Annotated in this window: 17 protein-coding genes; 1 reads left to right on the top strand and 16 read right to left on the bottom strand. The window is 58.5% G+C overall.

The features are described 5' to 3' along the window. Positions 1–357: 357 nt before the first annotated feature. The 5 genes from CUZ56_RS12760 to CUZ56_RS12740 form a co-directional block, all read right to left on the bottom strand. Positions 358–1,491 carry an ABC transporter ATP-binding protein gene (locus CUZ56_RS12760; RefSeq protein ID WP_204250902.1) on the bottom strand — a complete coding sequence of 378 codons (1,134 nt, stop codon included), beginning with the start codon at positions 1,489–1,491 and terminating at the stop codon, positions 358–360. Beyond that, positions 1,478–3,229 carry an ABC transporter permease gene (locus CUZ56_RS12755; RefSeq protein ID WP_126980790.1) on the bottom strand — a complete coding sequence of 584 codons (1,752 nt, stop codon included), beginning with the start codon at positions 3,227–3,229 and terminating at the stop codon, positions 1,478–1,480. Before CUZ56_RS12755 ends, CUZ56_RS12760 begins: the two co-directional genes overlap by 14 nt. 102 nt (positions 3,230–3,331) lie before the next feature. Next, a complete protein-coding gene (locus CUZ56_RS12750) occupies positions 3,332–4,330 on the bottom strand; it encodes an extracellular solute-binding protein (protein WP_162615354.1) in 999 nt (332 codons plus the stop codon). Positions 4,331–4,538: 208 nt separating this feature from the next. Then, entirely contained in the window at positions 4,539–5,924 is a 1,386-nt protein-coding gene (gene creD, locus CUZ56_RS12745; RefSeq protein WP_126980788.1) for a cell envelope integrity protein CreD, read from the bottom strand. Positions 5,925–6,086: 162 nt separating this feature from the next. Next, positions 6,087–8,648 carry an autotransporter outer membrane beta-barrel domain-containing protein gene (locus CUZ56_RS12740; protein WP_126980787.1) on the bottom strand — a complete coding sequence of 854 codons (2,562 nt, stop codon included), beginning with the start codon at positions 8,646–8,648 and terminating at the stop codon, positions 6,087–6,089. A gap of 811 nt (positions 8,649–9,459) precedes the next feature. Here CUZ56_RS12740 and CUZ56_RS12735 point away from each other — a divergent pair. Then, positions 9,460–10,098, top strand: coding sequence for a hypothetical protein (locus CUZ56_RS12735; RefSeq protein ID WP_126980786.1), 639 nt, complete (start codon positions 9,460–9,462; stop codon positions 10,096–10,098). A 99-nt stretch (positions 10,099–10,197) separates the two neighbouring features. Here the strand turns inward: CUZ56_RS12735 and CUZ56_RS12730 are convergent, their stop codons facing one another. The 11 genes from CUZ56_RS12730 to cysG all read right to left on the bottom strand — a co-directional run bounded on the left by CUZ56_RS12730 (position 10,198) and on the right by cysG (position 22,519). Continuing rightward, positions 10,198–10,971, bottom strand: a complete 774-nt coding sequence (locus tag CUZ56_RS12730) for a ferredoxin--NADP reductase (protein WP_126980785.1) — start codon at positions 10,969–10,971, stop codon at positions 10,198–10,200. Between the two features lie 103 nt (positions 10,972–11,074). Continuing rightward, the gene (locus CUZ56_RS12725; protein WP_126980784.1) at positions 11,075–12,514 is read right to left on the bottom strand and encodes a sulfate adenylyltransferase subunit 1; all 1,440 of its coding nucleotides are present in this window, start codon (positions 12,512–12,514) and stop codon (positions 11,075–11,077) included. Next, positions 12,514–13,533 carry a sulfate adenylyltransferase subunit CysD gene (gene cysD / locus CUZ56_RS12720; protein ID WP_126980848.1) on the bottom strand — a complete coding sequence of 340 codons (1,020 nt, stop codon included), beginning with the start codon at positions 13,531–13,533 and terminating at the stop codon, positions 12,514–12,516. The genes CUZ56_RS12725 and cysD overlap by 1 nt, the downstream gene beginning before the upstream one ends. A gap of 28 nt (positions 13,534–13,561) precedes the next feature. Further along, the gene (locus CUZ56_RS12715; RefSeq protein ID WP_338056672.1) at positions 13,562–14,350 is read right to left on the bottom strand and encodes a phosphoadenylyl-sulfate reductase; all 789 of its coding nucleotides are present in this window, start codon (positions 14,348–14,350) and stop codon (positions 13,562–13,564) included. Then, positions 14,350–14,835, bottom strand: coding sequence for a DUF934 domain-containing protein (locus CUZ56_RS12710; RefSeq protein ID WP_126980783.1), 486 nt, complete (start codon positions 14,833–14,835; stop codon positions 14,350–14,352). Before CUZ56_RS12710 ends, CUZ56_RS12715 begins: the two co-directional genes overlap by 1 nt. After that, positions 14,832–16,571: a nitrite/sulfite reductase gene (locus CUZ56_RS12705; RefSeq protein WP_126980782.1), complete on the bottom strand. Its 1,740-nt coding sequence runs from the start codon at positions 16,569–16,571 to the stop codon at positions 14,832–14,834. Before CUZ56_RS12705 ends, CUZ56_RS12710 begins: the two co-directional genes overlap by 4 nt. 67 nt (positions 16,572–16,638) lie before the next feature. Next, the gene (locus CUZ56_RS12700; protein WP_126980781.1) at positions 16,639–17,622 is read right to left on the bottom strand and encodes a sulfate/molybdate ABC transporter ATP-binding protein; all 984 of its coding nucleotides are present in this window, start codon (positions 17,620–17,622) and stop codon (positions 16,639–16,641) included. Further along, entirely contained in the window at positions 17,619–18,614 is a 996-nt protein-coding gene (gene cysW / locus CUZ56_RS12695) for a sulfate ABC transporter permease subunit CysW (RefSeq protein WP_126980780.1), read from the bottom strand. The genes CUZ56_RS12700 and cysW overlap by 4 nt, the downstream gene beginning before the upstream one ends. After that, positions 18,611–19,510, bottom strand: a complete 900-nt coding sequence (cysT, locus tag CUZ56_RS12690; RefSeq protein ID WP_126980779.1) for a sulfate ABC transporter permease subunit CysT — start codon at positions 19,508–19,510, stop codon at positions 18,611–18,613. Before cysT ends, cysW begins: the two co-directional genes overlap by 4 nt. 49 nt (positions 19,511–19,559) lie before the next feature. Beyond that, positions 19,560–20,627 carry a sulfate ABC transporter substrate-binding protein gene (locus CUZ56_RS12685; RefSeq protein ID WP_126980778.1) on the bottom strand — a complete coding sequence of 356 codons (1,068 nt, stop codon included), beginning with the start codon at positions 20,625–20,627 and terminating at the stop codon, positions 19,560–19,562. Positions 20,628–21,073: 446 nt separating this feature from the next. Beyond that, entirely contained in the window at positions 21,074–22,519 is a 1,446-nt protein-coding gene (cysG, locus tag CUZ56_RS12680) for a siroheme synthase CysG (protein ID WP_126980777.1), read from the bottom strand. Positions 22,520–22,588 lie beyond the last annotated feature (69 nt).

Here is a 22,588-nt window from a genome sequence, read left to right as displayed (position 1 = left end):
AAACCAATGGCATTTTCAACAGCTATACGTCAAAGACGTTGGCCCATCAAATAGGAAACATTGGAACTTTTTAATGATCCAAGGCGTGTTAACACTCCATGAAGTTTAGGCTTTGCAGGCCCGATTTAAAGAGACCGCCCATGACTTTTAAGGTTATAAAAGTGACATATTTAACACCTATGTTTAAAAAAATTAAACAGTGTGTTTAACGCATCAAAACCCTGCCGATTATTCTGGGCACATCACCCCGGCATTCAGCCCCAGATGTTGTGGTGGCGCATTCTTAAATACGGCATACCGGCACTTCAGAACTGAGTACGAAGTACCGCACTGCCGCCCGGCGTGCCATCCATCGGCTTACGCTGACCTGGCAAACACAAAAACGCCCTGATCCGGCAGCAGCCTTGCATACAGGCGCTTCTGCAACTGCAACGGCAGTCCGTCGGGCACATACGCCTGCAAGGCGGTGGAGGGCACGGCCTCCCCGTCGCCCGCCATATCAAGCTCGACCAGCGTATAAGCCCCCAACATATGCGCGGCCCGCACACAAACCGGGGCACCGGCTGTGGCAAAGTCATGCAACTCAATGGCCTGTGGGCGCACCAATACATCAACCGCCGTACCCTCAGCCAAACCGGGCGCAGCCACTGCCCCCAACGGCGTTTGCACCTGCCCTTGCCGCACGCTGCCTGCAAGGCGGTTGGTTTCGCCAAAAAATTCAGCCGCAAATGCGTTGACCGGCTGGCGGTACAGCGTTTCAGGGCTGCCCATCTGTACAATGCGGCCCTGGTTCATCAGCGCAATATGGTCGGCCATGAACATGGCTTCCTGTGCATCATGCGTGACCATGATCGCGGCAATCCGCCCGCGTTTGAGCAGATGCATGGTATCGGTACGCAAACGGTAGCGCAGCCGGACATCCAGATTGGAAAACGGCTCATCCAGCAACAGCACCTGCGGGTGCGGCGCCAGTGCACGCGCCAATGCCACACGCTGCTGCTGCCCGCCCGAAAGCTGGTGCGGCGCATCCTGCGCGCGCTGTTCCAGCCCCACATTGCGCAGCATGTCCTGCGCCTGAGCGATGCGCTGTGCATGGGGCAGATGGTTCAGCCCAAATGCCACATTCTGCAACAGGTTCATGTGCGGAAACAGCGCAAAGTCCTGAAACACCATGCCCACGCCACGCTTTTCCGGCGGCGTGTGAACACCGCTGCCGGCCACCAGCTCGCCAGCCAGCCGGATACTCCCGTGCTGAACCTGCTCCAGCCCGGCAATCAGCCGCAGCAGCGTGCTTTTGCCACAGCCCGATGGCCCCACCAGGCACAGGATTTCGCCGGGCTGTACTGCCAGCGTCATATCGTGCAGCACCTGTGTGCGTGCCCCTGCATATCGGTGCGACAGGGAGGTCACAGCCAGTGCCGCTGCCCCTGCCCCCTCAGCAGATTCCTCAGCAAATGTGTCTTCCGGTGCCTGCATGTCAGTTGTTTTCATGTCCATACCCTGCCTGCCTTTCGATGACCTGTGCCTGTGTATCCTGCTGCCCGGCTGTGGCATCATGCTGCCGCACCGCCTGCTGGCCTGAGCGCGACAGCAAAATGATCGGCAACAGCCCGATCAGCACAATCAGCAATGCGGCCACCGCCGCGCTTTCGTAAGTGCCGCGCACCGCTTCGCCATACAGGTGCGTGGCCAGCGTTTCAAAATTCATTGGTCGCAACAACAGGGTTGCAGGCAGCTCTTTCATGCAGTCGACAAACGTCAGCAGCATGCCCGCTGCTATGGCCTGCCAGCTCAACGGCAGGTGGATGCGCCATGCCACACGCCCGGCCCCAGCCCCCAGCGAATGCGCCGCGTCATCAATTGAACGCGGTATCTTGCTGAAACCCGCCTCCATGCTGCCGCTGCCAATCACCAGAAAGCGCACCACATACGCATACACCAGCATCGCCACACTGCCCGAAAGCAAAAGCCCCACCGGCACGCCCAGCACGTGCTGCACCAGGTCGCCCAGCCGCTGGTCCAGCCAACCCACCGGCGTGAGCAGGCTGAGCGCCAGCACCGTACCCGGAATGGCGTAGCCGACACCGGCAATGCGCACCAGCAGCCGCACCGATTTTTTTTGCGTCTGGCGCCACGTCTGCACCAATGCAAATGCCAGCAATGTCGCCAGCAGTGTGGCCCACAGCGACACCCTGAGGGTATTACCGGCTTCCACCCAGATGGCCGCTTCAATGCCGGTAAAGCGGATGCGTTTAACCGCCTCCACCACCAGATACCCGGCAGGCAAAATAAACCCCAGCAGCACCGGCACCACACAGGCTATACAGGCCAGCCAGCCGCTCACGCCACGCAACTGCCGCGGTGCCAGACGCTGGCTCTGGCGTGCCCCGGCCGCATAGCGCTGGTGCCGCCGCGCCCAGCGCTCCATGAACAGCAGCGCCAGCACAATCAGCAGCATGAACAATGCAATCTGCGACGCCCCGGCCAGGCTGGAGCGATTCGCCCAGGTGGAATAAATGGAAACGGTGAGCGTGCGCACCCCCAGAAATTCAGATGCGCCAATGTCGTTGAGCGCTTCCATCAGCGCCAGGCTCGCGCCAATGGCAATGGCCGGACGCGCCAGCGGCAACGCCACCCGAAAAAACGTGCGCCACGGCCCGGCGCCCAGGCTGCGCGAAGCCTCAATCAGCCCGGCGGCCTGCATGCGAAATGCCGCTCGCACCGGCAGATAAACATACGGGTATAGCACCAGCCCAAGCAACAGGACACAGCCCGACATGGAGCGGATATCCGGCAGCCGCAACTCCCGCGGGCTGCTGTAGCCCAGCAGGCCGCGCAGCCCGGTTTGCAACACACCCACCGGGTGCCACAAATCCAGGTAGGCATAGGCAATGATGTAGGTCGGCATGGCCAGCGGCAACAGCAAGGCCCAGTTCAGAATACCCCGCCCCGGAAATTCATACGCTGAAACCAGCCAGGCTGTGCCACTACCAATCAATACCACCAGCACCCCGACGCCCAGCAACAGTATCAGGCTGTCGCCAAGTGCCTGCGGCAGCACGTACGCTGCCAGATGCGACCACAGGTCGCCGGTGTCCTGCAGGGCATGGCGTACCAGCGAAACAATGGGCAGCAATACCAGCAGTGCCGCCAGCAGACAGACCGCCCATTGCCACACGCCAACGCCGCCCGGCCATGGCGCACGGCGGCGCGGCTCAGCCAGGGCCATCACCGCTGCTGCTAATGCAGGCGCAGGTACAAGTGCAGGTGCAGGCGCAGGTGTTTATGTTGACACCGGCATGCAACAGGTTACGCCTGCGTTGCATACCGCTCAATTGTCAAACCCGACCTTGTCCACCAACTCGCTGGCCTGCTTGCGGTGCTGTGCAATTTCGGTCAGCGGCATGGGGTCCACTTTCAGAACACCCAGTTCATTGATGATCGGATCGGTTGCCACACCGGCTTTGACCGGGTATTCATAATTGACCCTGGCATAAATGTTCTGCGCCTCGTCAGAAACCAGAAACTCCAGGAACTTGACCGCCGCCGCTTTGTTGGGTGCATGGCGGGCAATGGCCGCACCGGAAATATTGACGTGCGTGCCGCCTTGCTCAAAAGTCGGCAGTACCACATTGATCGCCTCGCCCCACTTCACCTGGTCCGGGCCGCCGCTGCCGCTGCGCATCAGGCCGACATAGTAGGAGTTGGCCAGCCCAATATCGCACACGCCACCCATGATGTCGCGCGCCACTTCACGGTCGCCCCCGCCGGCCTTGCGGGCCAGGTTGGCCTTTACGCCCTGCAGCCACTGCTGCGTCCAGGCTTCGCCGTGCTTGGCAATCAGGTGCGCAATCAGCGCGTTGTTGTAGGGGTGCTGGCCCGAACGCAGGCACACACGGCCCTTCCACCGTGGGTCGGCCAGCTCTTCATAGGTGAATGTGGTCGGCATGCCGGTTTTAGCGGTATACAGCACACGCGCCCGCAGCGACAGCGCAAACCAGTGCTGCTCGGCATCGCGCAGGTTGGCCGGTACGGCTGTGCGCAGCGTTTCAGAATCAATCGCCTGTGTAATGCCCTGGTCTTTCAGGTCGATCAGGCGGGCAAAGTCCACCGTCATCATCACGTCGGCAGGTGATTTTTCACCCTCGCTGATCACACGCTCAGCCAGGCCGTCTTTCATAAACACGGTATTGACCTTGATGCCCGTGCGGGCGGTGAATGTATCGATCAGTTCCTTGAGTAACCCCGGTTCACGGGTGGTGTACAGGTTGATTTCTTCAGCCCGTGCCGCAGTGGACATCAGAACCAAAGCGCAGGAAGCCGTCAGCATGATCTTGTGTAGCAGGCTACGCATATGAACCCTTTCTGGTCTTGAAACATGTCGTGAAACTTATGATGTAGAAAAGGATTCTATCAACTATCTCATTAAATAACAATGATTCTTATTTGCAATCCATAAACATGCCCCGCCTCTGCCTGCGAACTGCAAATAAAAAAAACCGGCAGCAAGACGCTGCCGGCCAATTCAGGAGAGCCAATCATTCATCCGGATACGGCTGCCCCGCAGCGCTGCGGGGCCCGTGGCGCGCCACCCGGCTCATATCAAAAGACGCTGTCAACTGGTACCAGTCCACCCTGCGTGTGCCCAGCATGACCGCCGCCAGAACCACAAACAGCAGAACCGAGCCCAGCAGCAGTGCCTGGTCTTCGGACTGCAGAATCACAAACAGCAGCCCGTACAAGGCCAGCAGGCCGCCCGTAAAGCCCATACCGCGGGCCAGCCCTTTTAACACCGAGCACAGGTAAACACCAATCAGCCCGCTGCAACTGACCGCCGCAACCAGGTACGACCAGGCAAAACCGATACGCTCCGAAAATGCCAGCAGCAACAGGTAAAACATCACCAGCGCAGCCCCCACCAGCAGATACTGCACCGGATGGATTCTCAGGTGCGACACCAGTTCAAACGCAACGAAGCTGATGAACGTAAGCCCAATGAACAAAATGGCATATTTGACCGTGCGCTCATTGAGCAGGTACTGGCTCACCGTCTGAACCATGCCCACTGAGAACGCAGGCAGGTTCTCGCTTTTCAGGTAAGGCGCAAGGTCGTCGCCAAACTGGTCGTTCATGTTATTGGCAAACCAGGAGCTTTGCCACTGGGCGCTGAACCCCTGCTCATTGATGGCACGGCTGTGCGGCAGCATACTGCCAACAAAATTGGGGTGCTGCCAGTTGCTCTGCAGGCTCAGCTCACTCTCGCGGCCCAGCGGCACCACGGACAGTTTTTCGGTACCCTGCACATTCAACGTAAAAGCGAAACGGTTCTCGGCACTGGCTGCCATCAGTTCGTCCATATTCACCGGCACATGCACACCTTTGTCAAAATGGCTATCAATAACCCCCTCTTTAAAATCGAACTGCCGGCCATTGAGTGAAAACTGCGAAATGCCCATGATGCCGCGTGCATCAGAAAGCGCCACCACAAAATAGGGTTTGCCCAGGCGCAAAAAGCCTTCCCTTTGCGTCAGTGCATCCAGTTGAATCTGGCCGAAACGCCCCTGAAACACCATTTCCGCCGCGTAAACCTGGGCCTGGTAAATGCCCAGCTTGCGCGCCTGCACATCCGCCTTGCCACTCACATGCAAAGCCTGCGGCAATACGTAATAGTTGAACGACTGGGTGTGAACCTCCTCCCAGCCCGTTTTGGGATTGCTTGATGTATCAGCCACCTCATAGGGGATCACCAGAATCGGCCCGGTCAGCGTCTGTTCATTGCTGGTGCTTTGCGCCACTTGCCGCACCACCTGGTCCTGATAACGCTCACGCTCATGGATCGTCTGCCCAACCATACCCAGCGCCGCCAGCAATACCAGCAGGATGGCAAAAACAACGCCCGCTTTTTTCATTAAATAGTTAGACACGGCTAACACCTTTTATCAGTTATCAAACTGATTTCAGTGTAGATGGCGACTGTGAAAATTGCGTGAAGTTCATATGAAAAAAGAGTGAACTCCAGCACCGCGGGCAAAAAAAATCCTCCCGCAAACAGCGGGAGGAAGGTGGTTGATATGTTCTCGTTTTAATTAAAAGTTATAACGCACCCCGATATTGAACTGAATGGGCGCATCCACCTTGTTGCCCGCACCATAGTTCAGCTCCCCAAACACGGCGGCCCTGCCCTGGAACAGGTTGGCGTTCACACCCACGCCCAGCTTGCCCATGTTGCCCGAGAGATCCGTATCAAACGAATACAGGCCATTGATGCGCGTGCTGTTGCCGCTGATGTATTCATGCACCCAGGCGGCTTTCACATAAGGGCTGATAACATGCTGCCCGCCCACGGCAAAGTCTTTGCCAACGCTCACACCCAGTTCTGTCACCAGCGAATCCTGGTTACCAATATGGGCGTACATGCCATTGCTCAGCGCAATATCTTTGCCGCCCACCTGCACGTAAGACACTCTGGCATACGGTTCGGCCCAGATGTCGTTAAACACCATGGTGTTGTAACCCAGCTCCAGCGAAGCGCCCAGCGCATTCTGCTTGTAGTCACCCTGGATACCAAACCCATTGGTAGACACCGCCCTGAGCTCGTTGTTATAACGGTTGTATTTCAGCACCCCGTCCACATAAATGCCGCTGTTGTCAAAATAGGTGGCGTACACCCCGGCACCGTAGCTGTCCACCTTGCTGGTGCCGCCGCGGTTGTGCTTGACATCGGCATTGCTGTAGGTGCCAAAAACCCCTACAAACACCTTGCCGCGTTCGGTGGCGAAGATTTTATCCACGCCCATTTCAAAGCCGGCCTGTTCCAGCTTGAAGTTCACGTGGTTTGAGTCCACATCGTTTTTATCGGCAATCACGCGGCCCCACACACCAGCCTGGCCCTCGTTGTCTTTGAGCGAGCCCCTTCTGAAACGCAGATTGTTCAGCTCGTTGTTGAACATCATCGCCGGCACATTGGCCATGGCCAGTACAGCATCGGTACTTGGCGTGGTCTGCACAATACCAGGGATGCTCACAGGAGGCACCACGCTCTCTCCGGGCGGCACCACACGGTTGACATCGTCAATACCGGTATGCAGATACCATACCTTGCCGACACTTGCGTCACGGATCAGCGACGCATCCTCACGCTGCCCCAGCGCATACATATAGGTACCGCCGTCCACCGCATTGATGTTGACACCATCCAGCGTAGCCAGATTGAACTGCGCGCCGCCGCTTTGGTCAACCACCAGGTCCAGCGTTGTTTCGCCCGGCAGGGTAATTTCCCTGCCCGAATCAGACACCGTCACCTGGTGCACGCCGCTGGCATTGCGCACAATCAGCATGTCGCTGCGGCCATCCTGAATCGATGTGTTGAAAAACAGGTGCATGTTGCCCGACATGTTCTCCACATTCAGGCGCGAGTAAATCGTCTCGCCGGTGTTGCTGTCGGTGCCGGTAATGAACCGCACCATGCCGTTGCCGGAAAGCTGCCCAATGCGTGCGCTGTCGGTATCATCGGTATTGGCAATCACCAGCAGTGCTGTATCTGTACCATTCAGATTAACCTGTTGCGCATAAGCACCGGTATCGCCCTGTGCGGCTGTCAGTTGCAACTGCCCCTGCCCGTTAACCTGTGTGGTTCCCAAAATCTGGGCACCTGTACCCAGCCACGATTTGGCGCTGTCGTTGACCGTTACATTGGTTGCCGAAGAACCGGCGCTGATCATCTGGATTGCGCGGTCATGCAGTTGCACCCCGATAGCGCTGGCACCGCCTGACTGGATAATCTGCTGCCCGTCTTCATACACCGACGTGTTGTTGGCAACACCTGCGCCATAGCTGGCACTGTTGTTCACAAATACCCACTGCTTGCCATACACCGTAGAGTTATTGGCAACCCCCTCGTCATACACGTATTGCTGTGCGCCGGCTTCCACCATGGTCGATTCAGCCACCCCGTTGCGCCCCACCTGTTGCAGGCCGTCAGACTTGATCGTTGTCGCCGTCGCCACGCCGCCGCTGTAAACCCCCTGGAAACCACCGGTGTTGACAATGGAACGATTTGAAAAACCGTTCTGCTGCACATATTCATAACCACCATTGTTGATGATGGTATCCTCGGACTTGCCGCCCAGATAGGCAAAAAGCTGGCCGCCGGAGTTGACCGTGTTGTTGATCGAAACACCCGGGTCATCCGCACGCCCGGTATTGCTGACGTACACCATGCCGCCGTTAAGGAAAGAATCCTTCAGCGTACCACCGTCCAGCACACGGATCAGCCCGCCGGACTTCACATCAATGTTGACCCCCAGCGCCGGCTCGTTTGCAATATAGCCATCCCAGGCAATGCGTGTGGTTTTCCCGATCCAGACCTCGGCCCCACCGTTCACGGTGGAATCCATCAGGTGCCCCAGCACATTCATTTTGCTGCCGTCAAGCAGGTTCACATTGATGCCCAGGCCAATGTATTCCCCTGCGGTACCAATGCCGCCGGCCCCGATCTCGTAGCACTGATGGCTAGCCAGGTCTCCGCTCAGGACAGAAGCGCCGCCATAGGTAACCTCTGTGCGGTCACCACAGAAAGTTTCAGCCCAGGCCTGCTGGCCCAGCCCTAAAACCAATGCACCGGTAAATAACGATAAGGTTGTTTTCATCTGAAAGTACACTTGCCCTTCGTCAGAAATCAGTTCATCAAGAGATTTCAATGAATGGCAGAAATGTGCTTGTGGGGGGAACCCCGTCACTTTCAGAAACAGTTGAAAACCAATTGATGGAAGCTGTGCGCTTCAAATGCATGTCAAGATTAAACCATGGCGTACACTAATTGATTCCAACTAAAAAAATTAAAGATTAAATGAATGTGGGGCTAGTTTAAAAAGTTCTGCGATGCGAAACAAGCCCGGCTTGTGACATATTTCACGCCCCTGAAAAATATAAACACCAAAATCAGAAAAGCGTCGCATGAATTGCACAGATGCCCCAAGAACATATTGTTTTATGTCTCTTGCAGTGGGAACAGAGGGAATGACACCCCGCCGCTTTGTGCTCAACGGGCGTGAGTGATTCCGCGGCATCCGGTGAGAGAAAAACAGGAGCCGAGAGCGCCTGGTCGATTAAAATGCATTTGACCTTTGTATAAACAGCCTCCAGAGAAAATAACGGGCAAAACCGCACAAGGCCCGGCCACAGGAAAAACGCATGCAAAACAAACAACAGCCCCAGCCTTGCTAAACCATCCGCGAGAACTGCCGCAGCATCTTTGGCAACCCGAAACCGCCTGCTGTCATCTGGCAGCAACAGTTTGACGGCTTAGACCTGACCCCGCTGATCTCCAAAGACTGCAATAAGCTGACCAATGCCGACCTGTACGACTACTGGGATGACCTGGCCTACGTCAAAGAACTACAGCCTGACCTGTTTCAATACCTGTTCCCCATCTGTCTGGCTGTATGGCATGAAGAACTCATGCAACACCGCCTGATCACACCGCCTTATTTTTATCAGACATTGCAGCGCTGCAAGGTAACAAAAGGCCTGATGAGCGAGCAGCAGCGGCAAGGCGTTTACCACTACATGTGCGATGCGCTGATCGGGCTGATAGAACAGGAGCATGATTTTGCATACGCCTATATGCATACCCCGGTATACACATGGACAGACACCTTCAACAACCTGGGGGCCCTGGCACCTGTGATAGAAAGCCTGTGGCTGCGCTGGTGGGCGCTGGATAACCACGGTAAAGCCATATCTGCGCTGAAATACGCCAGCGGTCTGGTATACGGCCTCAGAGAAAACCCGCTTTTTCCGCCATGGACACGCGAAGAAGGCGGCGGCCCGCCCAATCTGGCAGATATGGATACCACCTGCTTTAAACAAGGGTGGCTGCCCGAAAACCTGCAGTTCATGCGCGAAACACTGTCTGCCGGCTACATCTGCGACAAACTGGCGCAGGCTGCTGCCGTGCTGCGCGATACACCGGAAAGCGAAACTGCCACACGCATTGCCAGCGATGCGCAGCAGCGGCAGGACATCATCACCATCCGTATTGAAGAAGTCAGCTACGGGTTACAGTACCCTAGCATGTCGCTTGAATGGAATAACTGAGCACACCAGTTCGACCTCATGTCTTTATGGGGCCATATTGCGTTCTGACTGGAAACGAATAGCGCTGCAACCGCATACGCTCCAGAAAATCAGAAAACATCACTGCTCCACAAACGCCCGCTCAATCACAAAGTCGCCCGGCTGGGTTGTGCTGCCTTCATGGAAGCTGCGTGCGTGCAGCAGTGTTTTCAGGTCGCGCAGCAGCTCAGGGCTGCCGCATACCATCACGCGGTCATGCGCCGGATCAAGTGCGGGCAAACCCAGCTTTTGCGCCAGCACGCCGCTTTCAATGCCGGTGGTGATGCGCCCCTGGTTTTCAAAAGGCTCACGTGTCACTGTCGGGTAATACAACAGTTGTTTGCTGACCAGCTCGCCCAGAAATTCATGCTGTGGCAATTGCTGTTCAATATAGTCTTTGTAGGCCAGTTCCTTCACCTGCCGCACGCCATGCACCAGTATCACCTGTTCAAAGCGTTCATACGTCTGCGGGTCGCGGATCACCGGCATGAAGGCCGCGAGCCCGGTTCCGGTAGCCAGCAGATACAGCCGCTTGCCCGGCAGCAGGTAGTCCACCAGCAGTGTGCCGGTAGGCTTTTTGCCGACAATGATCGTATCGCCCGGCTGTATATGCTGCAAGCGTGAGGTAAAGCGGCCATCGGGCACTTTGATGCTCAGAAACTCCAGCGTGTCTTCATGATTCGGGCTGACAATGCTGTACGCACGCAGCAGCGGCTTGCCCTCCACCATCAGGCCGATCATGGTGAAATGCCCGTTGGAAAAACGCAGCCCCTGGTCGCGCGTGGTGGTGAATGAAAACAGGCGCTCTGTCCAGTGGTGTACGGACAAAACTGTTTCATGGTGAAAACTGCTCATATCATCTGGCCTTTATAAATCAATCGGGAACGCCCGCACACCCCGTACGCAGGCAGGCGGCATGCATCGCACATGCCATCACAAAAATCCGTCAGCGTTGACATCAGGCTGCCTTGGCAACCGTCTTGACCATGGCCGCCCCGGCGGTGCGGTTGCTGGCCGGGTCCACCACAATCAGCGCGCCCAGTTGGCGTGATTGCGCATAAGGCAGCAGCGGCAACAGCTGTTGCAATTGCAGCGTGACTTCACCAATGCTGTTGGCCTGCAACTGCTGCGCAGGCTCGGGCTGCAGGGTCTGAATATTCAGGCTGTGTTCAATGGCAGCCACTTTGGCCTTGACCCAGCGGTGCCCGTGTTTCACCCAGTACAGCCGCCCGACCACCAGCGGCTCGTCATCCAGCCAGGCCAGCGTCACCCGGGGCTGCTGCACCAGCGGCGCGGCGGCCTGCGCAACCAGCCAGTCACCGCGTGAAATATCCACCTCACGGTCCAGCACCACCCCCACCGAAGCGCCTGCGGCAGCCTCATCCAGCTCAGGCCCTGACTCTAATGCACTGGCCAGCAGGCGCACCACCTGTACCGGCTGCCCCGAAGGCTGTACCCGCAGCGTATCGCCCACGCGTACCTGCCCGGTGGCAATGCGGCCCCAAAAAACGCGCCGCCCGGCCTGGGCCGGCGGTTGCGCACCGGCACCGGCTGATTCAGCGGCGGCCTGCCTGCCCGGTTTTTCGACCCACTGTACCGGAAAGGAAAACGGCAACTGTGTTTCGGCAGATGCGCACGGCAGCCCGGTGAGCAATTGCAGCAGGGTCGGGCCGTCGTAAATACCGTAAAACTCTCTGGCACCTTCACCCTTGCCTTTGCCGTCATGGGTCACATTAAAACCCTTGAGCGCAGAGATCGGCACGATACCGGCTACCGCAATACCGGCCTGTTCAGCAAACGCGAGCAATGCAGCCTTGACGTTACGGAACGCCTGCGCCGGGTTGTTGACCGCGTCCAGCTTGTTAATGGCAAACACCAGCGAAGGTACCCGCAGCAGGTGTGCCAGCAGGGCATGGCGGCGCGTCTGCGCGAGCAATTGCACCGGTTGCTGCTGCCAGGTCAGTTTGGTGACATCCACCAGCACCACGGCAGCGTCGCTGCTGCTGGCCGCAGTCACCATGTTGCGTGTGTACTGCTCGTGCCCCGGCGCATCGGCAATGATGAATTTGCGCTGCGGCGTGGCAAAGTAACGGTACGCCACATCAATGGTAATGCCCTGCTCGCGCTCGGCCTGCAGGCCGTCGGTAAGCCGCGCCAGGTCCATTTCTGCCGCGCCGTGGCTGCTGTTTTTCAGGCCCGCAAGCTGGTCGGCCAGAATGGATTTGCTGTCCAGCAGCAGGCGGCCGATCAGTGTGCTTTTGCCGTCGTCCACACTGCCTGCGGTCAGAAAACGCAGCGCCGGCACAGCAACCGGTATGCTCTGCCCCAGGGTTTGCGGGCTTAGGGCCGCTACTATCCCCGTAGCGGTATGGGTGACTGTACTGGTGGCTGTACTCATCAGAAATATCCTTCTTTTTTACGTTTTTCCATTGACGCTTCCGAGGTCTGGTCGTCCATACGCGTGGCGCCGCGCTCGCTGACGGTCACCGCCGCTGTTTCCACCACAATCTGCTGCGCGGTGGCGGCCCGGCTCTCCACCGGGCAGGTGCAGGTCATGTCGCCCACGGTGCGAAAACGCACGGTTCTCACCTCTACCTGCTCGCCCTGCACCACCGGTGTAACTGGTGTCACCGGCACCAGCAGCCCCTTGCGCGGCACCACTTCGCGCTGGTGCGCGTAATACAGGCCAGGCAGCGGTATTTCCTCTTGCGCGATATAGCGCCACACATCCAGCTCGGTCCAGTTGGAAATGGGAAACACCCGGAAGTGCTCGCCCGGCAGCAGCCGGGTATTGAACAGCGACCACAGTTCGGGCCGCTGCGACTTGGGCTGCCACTGGCCGAAGCCGTCGCGGTGCGAGAAAATGCGTTCCTTGGCGCGTGCTTTTTCCTCGTCACGGCGTGCGCCGCCCATCAGCGCGTCAAAGCCGAATTCCTCAATCGCCTCCAGCAGCGTGACCGACTGGTGCGCGTTACGGCTTTCCAGCGGGTGCGCCAGCCGCACGGTGCCACGGCGCATTGAATCCTCCACGCTGCGCACGATCAGATCGGCCTGCAACTGTGCCGCGCGCTGGTCGCGGAATTCGACCACCTCAGGAAAGTTGTGGCCGGTGTCAATCATCAGCAGCGGAAACGGGAACCGCCCGGCACCAAATGCTTTTTCAGCCAGCCGCAGCATCACGCATGAATCTTTCCCACCGGAAAACAGCAGCGCAGGCCGTTCGAAAGCACCGGCAACTTCGCGCATGATGAAAATGGCCTCCTCTTCCAGATCGCTCAGGTGCAGACCCTGCTGCGAAGCCTGGTGCGGGCTCTGCTGCAAGTCCCCGCGCAGATGCTGCGGCACGGGTGCTGTCACAGAAGCAGGGGCAGGAACAGCGGTTTCGGAATTTAAACGGGGTTGTATGGCAATGGGCATATCCATAATGTGCTCTTTACTCTATGATTCAGACAGGTTGTTTTTTTAAAACTGATACAGGAACGGCCACCACATCGGGCAAGGCCTGCGCTGCATGTGCATGCAGGCCGCACTCTTTGCTGCCCTCAAGTTCCCACCACCAGCGCCCGGCGCGGAAATCTTCACCCGGCGTGATGGCCCGGGTGCATGGCTCGCAGCCGATACTGGGGTAAAACGCGTCATGCAGCGGGTTGTAAGGCACGCCGTGCAGTTGCACATAGTGCCAAACGTCGCCCAGGTTCCAGTCTTTGAGAGGGCTGATTTTGACGCGCGGCTGAACATGTGGCTGCGTATCGTCCTGCACCGCATCGACATGCGCGCGCGCATCCGACTGTTCCTGCCGCAGCCCGGTAATCCAGCCGGCCTGCCCGGCCAGCATCTGCTGCAGCGGCTCCAGCTTGCGCACCTGGCAGCAGGCCTTGCGCAGCGCTACACTCTGGTACATGGCTTTGGTACCGTTGTGTTCCACAAACTGCGCCAGGTGCGCGGCATCAGGGCGGTACACCTTCACTTCGCGCTGGTAGTGCTGTTCCAGCGTGTCTTTCAGTGCCAGCGTCTGCACATGCAGCGCGCCGGTATCCAGCATGGCAAGCTGCACCGGCAGGTTCAGCCGGCAGACCAGGTCGGTAATCACCATGTCTTCCACGCCCAGGCTGGTGGCCTGCACCAGCGGCGTGTAGCGGGCGCAGACGTCCTGCAGAAACTGCTCGGTCGTTTGCACCAGTTGCTCAAAACCGGCGTGGTGGCGGTGCGCGTAAAGGTCAATCGCTTTCATCATCAGCCGCCTTTTTTCGCTGAGAAAGTGCCGTGCGCAGTGCCCCGTGCAAAACCACGGGAAAAAGCCGGGCGGGTTTCGTGCACATCGCCCTGGTAAAAATCGGTGAACAGGCCAAACAGGCGCTGCACATCGGCCCGGCTCTGGCCCGCCGGTAAAATTGCCTGGTCAATGCCGCAGCGCCACATCAGCGGCAGCTCGTCAATCATGTAACTGCCCGCAGCCAGCAGGTGCCCGGCAAAACCCAGCCGCTGGCGCAGCAGCCTGGCCTGGCTGAAAGCGCGCCCATCGGTGGCTTTCGGGAACTGCAGCACCACCGTCTGCACGCCAGCAAGGTGCCCCTGCAGTTGCAGCACGTCATCTTCGGGTACCAGCAGTACCGTACCGCCGCCCTGCTCCCCGGCGAGCCACGCGCTGAGCGTGGCGCCTTCGTCTGGCGCTTTATCCAGCAAATCAATCGGAAGCGGTTCCTGCGCAATTGAACTCATGCGTAGGCCTCCTCTTTGCCGGCACTGGCAGCCCCGGTCGTTTGGCGCACTGCGTTGGCAGCATCTTTAAACGGCTGGGCACCCACGCGCCGGAGCGTATCAATAAAGTATTCGCGCCCTTCGCGCAGGCCAAGGTAGGTCATGATCATTGCACCGATGGCGGGTGTGACTTCATCTCCGGCAAACGAGGGGCCAATCACCTTGCCCGGTGTGGGCGCGCCGCTGAGTTCACTGCCATCAGAGCCGCCCACGCTGATCTGGTACCACTCCTGCCCGTCCTTGTCCACCCCCAGAATACCGATATGCCCGCTGTGGTGGTGTCCGCATGAATTGATGCAGCCCGATATGTGCAGCCCCAGCGGGCCAATGTCGTAGAGTTCGTCCAGGTCTTCAAAGCGTTCCATCAGCGCCTGCGCAATGGGGATGGAGCGCGCATTGGCCAGCGCGCAAAAGTCGCCGCCCGGGCAGGTGATCATGTCGGTCAGCAGGCCGATGGTGGGCGCGGCAAAGCCGTGCTTTTTCGCCAGCCGCCACACTGCGGGCAAGTCTTGCTCATGCACCCATGGCAGCACCAGGTTCTGCTCGTGCGTGGTGCGCAGTTCACCGGCAGAAAACGCATCAGCCAGCTCAGCCGCAGCCAGCATCTGTGCGCTGGTGATATCGCCCGGCGCCTGCCCCACACGTTTGAGCGAAAGGTTTACCGCACGCAGCCCCGGTACCCGGTGGCCTTTCACGTTGCGCTCCAGCCAGCGTTGGTAAGCCACGGCTTCAGCTTCGGTAACAGGCCCTGTACTGACTCCCACGCTGCCCGCTTCTTCACCCGCAGCTTTCAGCCCCGGCGGCGTGGCCGGAAAACCGGCCTGCACGCGCTCCAGCTCTGCCTGTGCAATGGTGTGCGGCCCGCCTTCGTGCGTGATGATGGCGTCATACTCACGCTCCACATCGTCAATGAACTGCTGCCCCAGCGTTTTCACCAGCATCTTGATGCGCGCCTTGTGCATGTTGTCGCGCCGGCCATGCAGGTTGTACACGCGCACAATCGCCTGCAAATAGTTCAGCACCTGGTGCCATGGCAAAAAGTCGCGTATCTGCGTGGCAATGATGGGCGTGCGCCCCATGCCGCCGCCCGCATACACGGTAAAGCCGACTTCGCCCTGTGCGTTGCGCAGCAGTTGCAGCCCCACGTCGTACCAGCGCAGCGCCACACGGTCTTCAGCCGCACCGGTTACGGCAATTTTGAACTTGCGCGGCAAAAAGGTGAATTCCGGCTCCATCGTGCTCCACTGGCGCAGCAGTTCGCAGTAGGGGCGCGGGTCTACCGCTTCGTCTACCGAGATGCCGGCATAGGCATCGGTCGATATATTGCGGATGCAGTTGCCGCTGGTCTGTATGCCGTGCATATTCACGTCAGCCAGCAGGTCCATCACATCGGCCGCCTGGTCCAGCGGTATCCAGTTGAACTGGAAGTTCAGCCGTGTCGTCACATGGGCGTAACCCCGGTCATAGCTTAGGCCAATGTGCGCCAGCTGGCGCAACTGCTTTGAAGATAATTCGCCGTAAGGCACCGCCACACGCAGCATGGGGGCATGGCGTTGCACGTACCAGCCGTTTTGCAGCCGCAGCGGGCGGAATTCGTCTTCGCTGAGCAGGCCGCTTTGCCAGCGCCCGAGCTGGTCGCGGAACTGGGCCGCACGCTGGCGGATCATCTGTTTGTCAAAGTCGGTATAGGTGTACATCGTTTCACTCTTCTTGTCGTGATTTTTCTTGTGGGAACAGTTACAGGTTGGACATCAGGAAAAGCCATCAGGAAAAATTAACCGCCTGCGGAAATGGCTTGAAATACACCCGCTGCCCCTGTTGCAGCAGGCTCAGGCTGGGGTCGTCCCGGGCAAGCTGCGCCTGCACCGTATCGGCCTGGCTCGCAGGTTGCAGCGTAACGCGCGTGACCGCGCCCAGCGGGCGAATGTCCAGCGCCACCGCCTCATAAAACCCGGCCTGGTTGGCTGCGGAAAGCAGCACCTCGTGCGGGCGGAAGAACACCGCCTCACCGGCCAGCACGCAGCGGTTCGCATCGCCCAGAAAGTGGTAGACAAAGTCGCTTGCGGGCTGGTTGTAGATTTGCGCCGGGGAGCCGATCTGCTCGATTTTTCCCTGGTTCATCACCACAATGCGGTCAGCCACTTCCATTGCTTCTTCCTGGTCGTGTGTCACAAACACGCTGGTCAGGTGAATTTCGTCATGCAGCCGGGCCAGCCAGCGCCGCAGTTCCTTGCGCACCTTGGCGTCCAGCGCGCCAAACGGCTCATCAAGCAGCAGCACTTTGGGCTCCACCGCCAGCGCGCGGGCCAGTGCAATGCGCTGGCGTTGCCCGCCGGAGAGTTCATCGGGGTAATGCTTGCCAAGCCACTCCAGTTGCACCATTTGCAGCAGGTGCTGCACGCGTTCGCGAATCTGCGCTTCGGGCAGGCGCACGCGCCGCGGCTTCATGCGCAGGCCAAAGGCCACATTGTCAAACACCGTCATGTGGCGAAACAGCGCATAGTGCTGAAAGACAAAGCCCACATGGCGCTCGCGTGCATCGTGTCCGCTGACGTCTTCGCCATGAAAATCAATCTGCCCTTCGTCGGGCTGCTCCAACCCGGCAATGATGCGCAGCAGGCTGGTTTTGCCGCAGCCCGAAGGCCCGAGCAGCGCCACCAGTTCGCCGCTGTTGATCTGCAGGTCAATGCCCTTGAGTACCTGAAAGTCGCCAAACCACTTGCTGACCTGATGAATGCCTATGCTCATAATTGCACCTCTTTGTATTGACTCTTCTTTCTGCGCCGGGCACGCTGAATGCGCGCTTCGCTGTACTGGCGCACCAGCAGCACCACCATGGCCATGCCCAGCAGCAGCACGGCCACGCTGAAAGCGGCCACCATGTTGTATTCGTTGTATAAAATTTCAATGTGCAGCGGCAGCGTATTGGTCTGCCCGCGAATGTGGCCCGATACCACCGACACCGCGCCAAACTCACCCATGGCTCTGGCGGTGCACAGCACCACGCCGTAAAACAGCGCCCAGCGGATGTTGGGCAGTGTGACATGCCAGAAAATGCGCCAGCCGCTTGCGCCCAGCACGCGGGCGGCCTCTTCCTCCTGCGAGCCCTGCTCCTGCATCAGCGGAATCAGCGCACGCGCCACAAACGGAAACGTGACAAAAATGGTGGCCAGCACAATGCCGGGCACGGCGTACACAATTTGCAGGTTATGCGTGGTGAGAAAACCGGCAAACAGGCTTTGCGAACCGAACAGCAGCACATAGATAAGGCCTGCCACCACCGGCGAGACGGAAAACGGCAAGTCGATCAGCGTGACCAGAACGCTTTTGCCGCGAAATTCGTACTTGCTCACGCACCAGGCTGCCGCCACACCAAACACCATGTTCAGCGGCACCGAAATCAGTACCACCAGCAGCGTGAGTTTGAATGCGGCAATGGCGTCAGGCTCGCTGATGGCCGCCACAAAAGCACCCAGCCCTTTTGAAAAGCCCTGCAACAACACCACCAGCAGCGGGCTGATGAACACCAGTGCAAACACCAGCCACGCGAGCGTAATCAGCACACCAGCGCTCAGGCGCTGTTTGGTGAATACTGCGGAAAATTTTTCGGAAGACCTTCCGGATAATTTATCGGAGAACCTGCCGGGAACTTTGCCAGAGACTTTGCCAGAGACTTTGCCGGGAATATGCCCGGCAGATTGTCCGGCGGTATTTTGAGACAGTGCGGCCTGCTGTTTCATGCAGCCTCCTTATTCGCCAAACCTTTATCCGCCAAGCCTTTACCTGCCAGCGCAGGCAGACGCAGGCGGCGCAGCATCCACAGCAGGCTGGCCGGTTTGATGTAACGCTGTATCAGGTTGGTGGCAAACAGCAGCACAAACGAAATCAGCAGTATCAGCACCCCAACCACGGTGCCGCCCACGTAGTCAAACTGGTCAAGCTTGGAAACAATCAGCAGTGGCAGTATCTCGGTTTTATACGGAATGTTGGCGGCAATGAACACCACCGAGCCGTATTCGCCAATGCCGCGCGCCAGCGCCAGTGAAAAGCCGGTGAGCCAGGCCGGGAACAGCGCCGGGAACAGCACATAGACAAACGTCTGCCACGGTTTGGTGCCCAGGCAGCGCGCAGCCTCTTCGGTTTCGCGCGGAATATCACGTATCACCGGCTGCAACGTGCGCACCGAAAACGGAATGGTGACAAACACCAGCGCCACAATAATGCCCAGCGGTGTATACGCCACCTTGAACGGCAGTACCGAACCAATCGGCCCCTGCGGTGCATACAGCGCGGTCAGCGCAATACCTGCCACCGCGGTAGGCAGTGCAAAAGGCAGATCAATCATTGAATCCATCAGCTTTTTGCCGGGGAACTGGTAGCGCACCAGCACCCACGCCAGCAACCCGCCCAGCATGGAAGCGGCAAACGCTGCCACCAGCGCGGTGTAAAGCGAGAGCTTGAGTGCTGCGAGCAGTTGCCTGTGCGTGAGCAGCTTCCATAACTGCGCCATGTCAATCTGGCTGGCATAGATAAACATGCCCGCCAGCGGAATCAGCACGATCAGCGACAGCCAGGTCAGCGTGCAGCCCAGCGTCAGGCCGTAGCCGGGCAAAATGGAAGTGCGACGCGAAGACATGGGGGCTGATTCCTTTCTCTGTTATGCGCTGTTATGCTGTGTGCGCGTGTCAGTGGTTGATCTTTTCAAAGATCTGGTCGAACACGCCGCCATCGTTGAAGAAGTACGGCTGTGCCTTGTCCCAGCCGCCGAATTCCTGGTCAATCGTCACCAGTTTCAGCTCGGCAAAACGGCTCTTGAATTCGGCAGCAATTTTTTCATCACGTGGGCGATAGAAGTTCTGTGCGGCAATGCGCTGCCCTTCGTCGCTGTACAGATAGTTCAGATAAGCGGTTGCCACTTCACGCGTGCCTTTGCGATCCACCACGCTGTCCACCACCGCGACCGGTGGCTCGGCCAGAATGGAGAGCGACGGTGTGACAATTTCAAACTGGTCGCCACCCTGTTCGGCCAGTGCCAGGTAGGCCTCGTTTTCCCATGCAATCAGCACATCGCCCAGGTTGCGCTGTACAAAGCTGATGGTAGAGCCCCTGGCGCCGGTATCGAGCACCGGTGCATGGCGATACAGCTCGGTCACAAATTCCAGTGCACGTTCATCGCTGCCGTAGCGGTGTTTGGCATAGGCCCAGGCCGCCAGAAAGTTCCAGCGTGCTCCGCCCGATGTTTTGGGGTTGGGCGTAATCACTTCCACGCCGTCTTTCACCAGGTCATCCCAGTCATGAATCCCTTGCGGGTTGCCCTTGCGCACCAGAAAAACAATGGTTGATGTATATGGCGTGCTGTTGTGCGGCAGCCGGGCCTGCCAGTCTTTGGCAATCAGCGGCTGTTGCAGGTTCAGCGCGTCAATGTCGCCGGCCAGCGCCAGCGTCACCACATCGGCTTGCAGCCCGTCAATCACCGCACGTGCCTGTTTGCCAGAGCCGCCGTGCGATGCCTGTACCGTGATTGTCTGCCCGGTGGTCTCTTTCCAGTGTGCGGCAAATGCCTTGTTATACGCCTGATACAGCTCACGCGTGGGGTCGTACGACACATTGAGCAGCGTCACCGCCCCGCCCTGTGTTCCCTGCGTACCTTGCGTTCCCTGTGCGTGGGCGCTTGTCAATGCGCCAGCAGACAAGGCAGTGACACCAGCGGCCAGTAAAGTGGTAATGGTTTTGGCAATACGTTTGAAATTCATGATCAGTCCTGTTTTTTGTTGGGCGCAGCATGGCACGTCCACATAGCACGTCCATGCACCATGCGTGGAAAAGTTTTTAATGAAACAAATGTGAATCTTGCGATTCAGTAATACATATGCTGATATCAGCAACAACACATGCCGGCAGGACATGCATGCATTCGCCGCCGGAAAATCGCAACCCGGTCATGCACATGCTCATCCATATTGCCATTTATAGGACGGCGGCCCGCATCGCATGCACGCGGAAAATCGGCTGTGGATGCGGCTGCAAGTAAAAAGGCTGTGGCATTCATGGGATGATGTTCATGCAAAATTTCTATGAGTACGATTGTTCATTCTTTTGCTCCAAATTCAAACTATCTTTTTTAAATGCCGTTATAACAAATTGATCTATAGCATCAGTTATCCAACCCGGTGCATCCGCCTCTTCAGCATGGACACGCTCAGTAACTGAACGACACATCCACACCACTGTTATGGCCTTCAAACCAGTTCAGCCGCTGATGCAGTGTGACGACCGAGCCGACAATGATCAGCGTGGGCGCATGCACATCATGCTGTGAAATGGTGTCGGGCAGGTCATGGAGCGTGCCGGTAAACACACGCTGGTTTGCGGTAGTGCCCTGCTCAATCAGCGCCACCGGCGTGGTGGCCTGCATGCCGTGCAGCACCAGTTGCCGGCAGATTTCACCCAGGCCCACCAGCCCCATGTAAAACACCAGCGTCTGCCCCGGCGCAATCAACTCAGCCCAGGGCAGGTCAACCGTACCGTCTTTCAAATGCCCGGTGACAAAACGCACCGATTGCGCATGGTCGCGGTGCGTCAGCGGAATGCCGGCATACGCGGCACAACCACTGGCCGCGGTAATACCCGGCACCACCTGAAACGGGATATGGTGTTCGGAAAGCCGTTCAATCTCCTCTCCGCCGCGGCCAAAAATGAACGGGTCGCCTCCTTTCAAGCGCAACACGCGTTTGCCCTGCAGGGCCAGGTCAATCAGCAACTGGTTAATCTCCTGCTGTGCTAGCGCATGGTAAGCGCGGCGTTTGCCCACATAAATGCGCTCGGCGTCGCGCCGGCACATATCGACAATGGCAGGCGCCACCAGCCGGTCATACAGCACCACATCGGCCTGCTGCATCAGGCGCAGCGCGCGAAAGGTCAGCAGCTCCGGGTCGCCAGGGCCGGCCCCCACCAGATACACCTCGCCCTGCGGCGGTTGCAGCGGTGTGTGCAAAGCCTGCTCAAACAAACGGAAAGCGCGGCGCTCACGCCCGGCCAGCACCTCCTGTGCAATAGGGCCTTGCAGCGCCTGCTCCCAGAAGCGGCGGCGGCTTGTGATATCGGGCAGCCACTGCCTGACCTTTTCACGCAGGCGGCCGGCCAGCAGTGCCAGGCGGCCATAGCCAGCCGGAATCCAGCTTTCCAGCCGGGCACGCAGCAAACGCGTCAGCACCGGGGAATGCCCCCCGCTGGATACCGCCACCATCAGCGGCGAGCGGTCCACAATGGCCGGAAAAATCACGCTGCACAGATCAGGCTGATCCACCACATTGACCGGAATGCCGCGCGCATTGGCATCGTGCGCAACCTGTTCATTGAGCTGCCGGTCATCGGTGGCGGCAACCACCAGAAAACACCCCTGCATATCATCCGGCTGGTAAGTACGCTCCACCACCTCATGCAGGCTGTCATGCGGATTTCCATGCAGATGGTTATGCGGGGTGGCAAGCATTTCCTGCAACGCGGCATTTACCTGCGGGCTGACCACACGCACCTGCGCCCCAGCATCCAGCAGCAGGCGCACCTTGCGCGAAGCCACCTCGCCGCCACCCACCACCAGCACGCGGCGTTGTTTAAGGTTATGAAAAAGCGGCAGGTAGTCCATGACTTACACCTGAACTGCCTGAAAGTGACCCATGGCCCGAGAAAACATGATTGCCCCACAATACGAAGA

The sequence above is a fragment of the Saezia sanguinis genome (assembly GCF_003991585.1).
Classification (GTDB): Bacteria; Pseudomonadota; Gammaproteobacteria; order Burkholderiales; family Burkholderiaceae_C; genus Saezia; species Saezia sanguinis.
Note: the sequence above shows the minus strand (reverse complement) of the source record. Positions and strands in the feature narration are given on the sequence as shown.

Bases quoted from the DNA above. Each gene is read 5' to 3' on its own strand.
- CUZ56_RS12760 (WP_204250902.1), bottom strand. From the start codon at position 1,491: ATGAAAACAACTGACATGCAGGCACCGGAAGACACATTTGCTGAGGAA.
- CUZ56_RS12755 (WP_126980790.1), bottom strand. From the start codon at position 3,229: ATGGCCCTGGCTGAGCCGCGCCGCCGTGCGCCATGGCCGGGCGGCGTT.
- CUZ56_RS12750 (WP_162615354.1), bottom strand. From the start codon at position 4,330: ATGCTGACGGCTTCCTGCGCTTTGGTTCTGATGTCCACTGCGGCACGG.
- CUZ56_RS12740 (WP_126980787.1), bottom strand. From the start codon at position 8,648: ATGAAAACAACCTTATCGTTATTTACCGGTGCATTGGTTTTAGGGCTG.
- CUZ56_RS12735 (WP_126980786.1), top strand. From the start codon at position 9,460: ATGCAACACCGCCTGATCACACCGCCTTATTTTTATCAGACATTGCAG.
- CUZ56_RS12730 (WP_126980785.1), bottom strand. From the start codon at position 10,971: ATGAGCAGTTTTCACCATGAAACAGTTTTGTCCGTACACCACTGGACA.
- CUZ56_RS12725 (WP_126980784.1), bottom strand. From the start codon at position 12,514: ATGAGTACAGCCACCAGTACAGTCACCCATACCGCTACGGGGATAGTA.
- cysD (WP_126980848.1), bottom strand. From the start codon at position 13,533: ATGCCCATTGCCATACAACCCCGTTTAAATTCCGAAACCGCTGTTCCT.
- CUZ56_RS12715 (WP_338056672.1), bottom strand. From the start codon at position 14,350: ATGATGAAAGCGATTGACCTTTACGCGCACCGCCACCACGCCGGTTTT.
- CUZ56_RS12710 (WP_126980783.1), bottom strand. From the start codon at position 14,835: ATGAGTTCAATTGCGCAGGAACCGCTTCCGATTGATTTGCTGGATAAA.
- CUZ56_RS12705 (WP_126980782.1), bottom strand. From the start codon at position 16,571: ATGTACACCTATACCGACTTTGACAAACAGATGATCCGCCAGCGTGCG.
- CUZ56_RS12700 (WP_126980781.1), bottom strand. From the start codon at position 17,622: ATGAGCATAGGCATTCATCAGGTCAGCAAGTGGTTTGGCGACTTTCAG.
- cysW (WP_126980780.1), bottom strand. From the start codon at position 18,614: ATGAAACAGCAGGCCGCACTGTCTCAAAATACCGCCGGACAATCTGCC.
- cysT (WP_126980779.1), bottom strand. From the start codon at position 19,510: ATGTCTTCGCGTCGCACTTCCATTTTGCCCGGCTACGGCCTGACGCTG.
- CUZ56_RS12685 (WP_126980778.1), bottom strand. From the start codon at position 20,627: ATGAATTTCAAACGTATTGCCAAAACCATTACCACTTTACTGGCCGCT.
- cysG (WP_126980777.1), bottom strand. From the start codon at position 22,519: ATGGACTACCTGCCGCTTTTTCATAACCTTAAACAACGCCGCGTGCTG.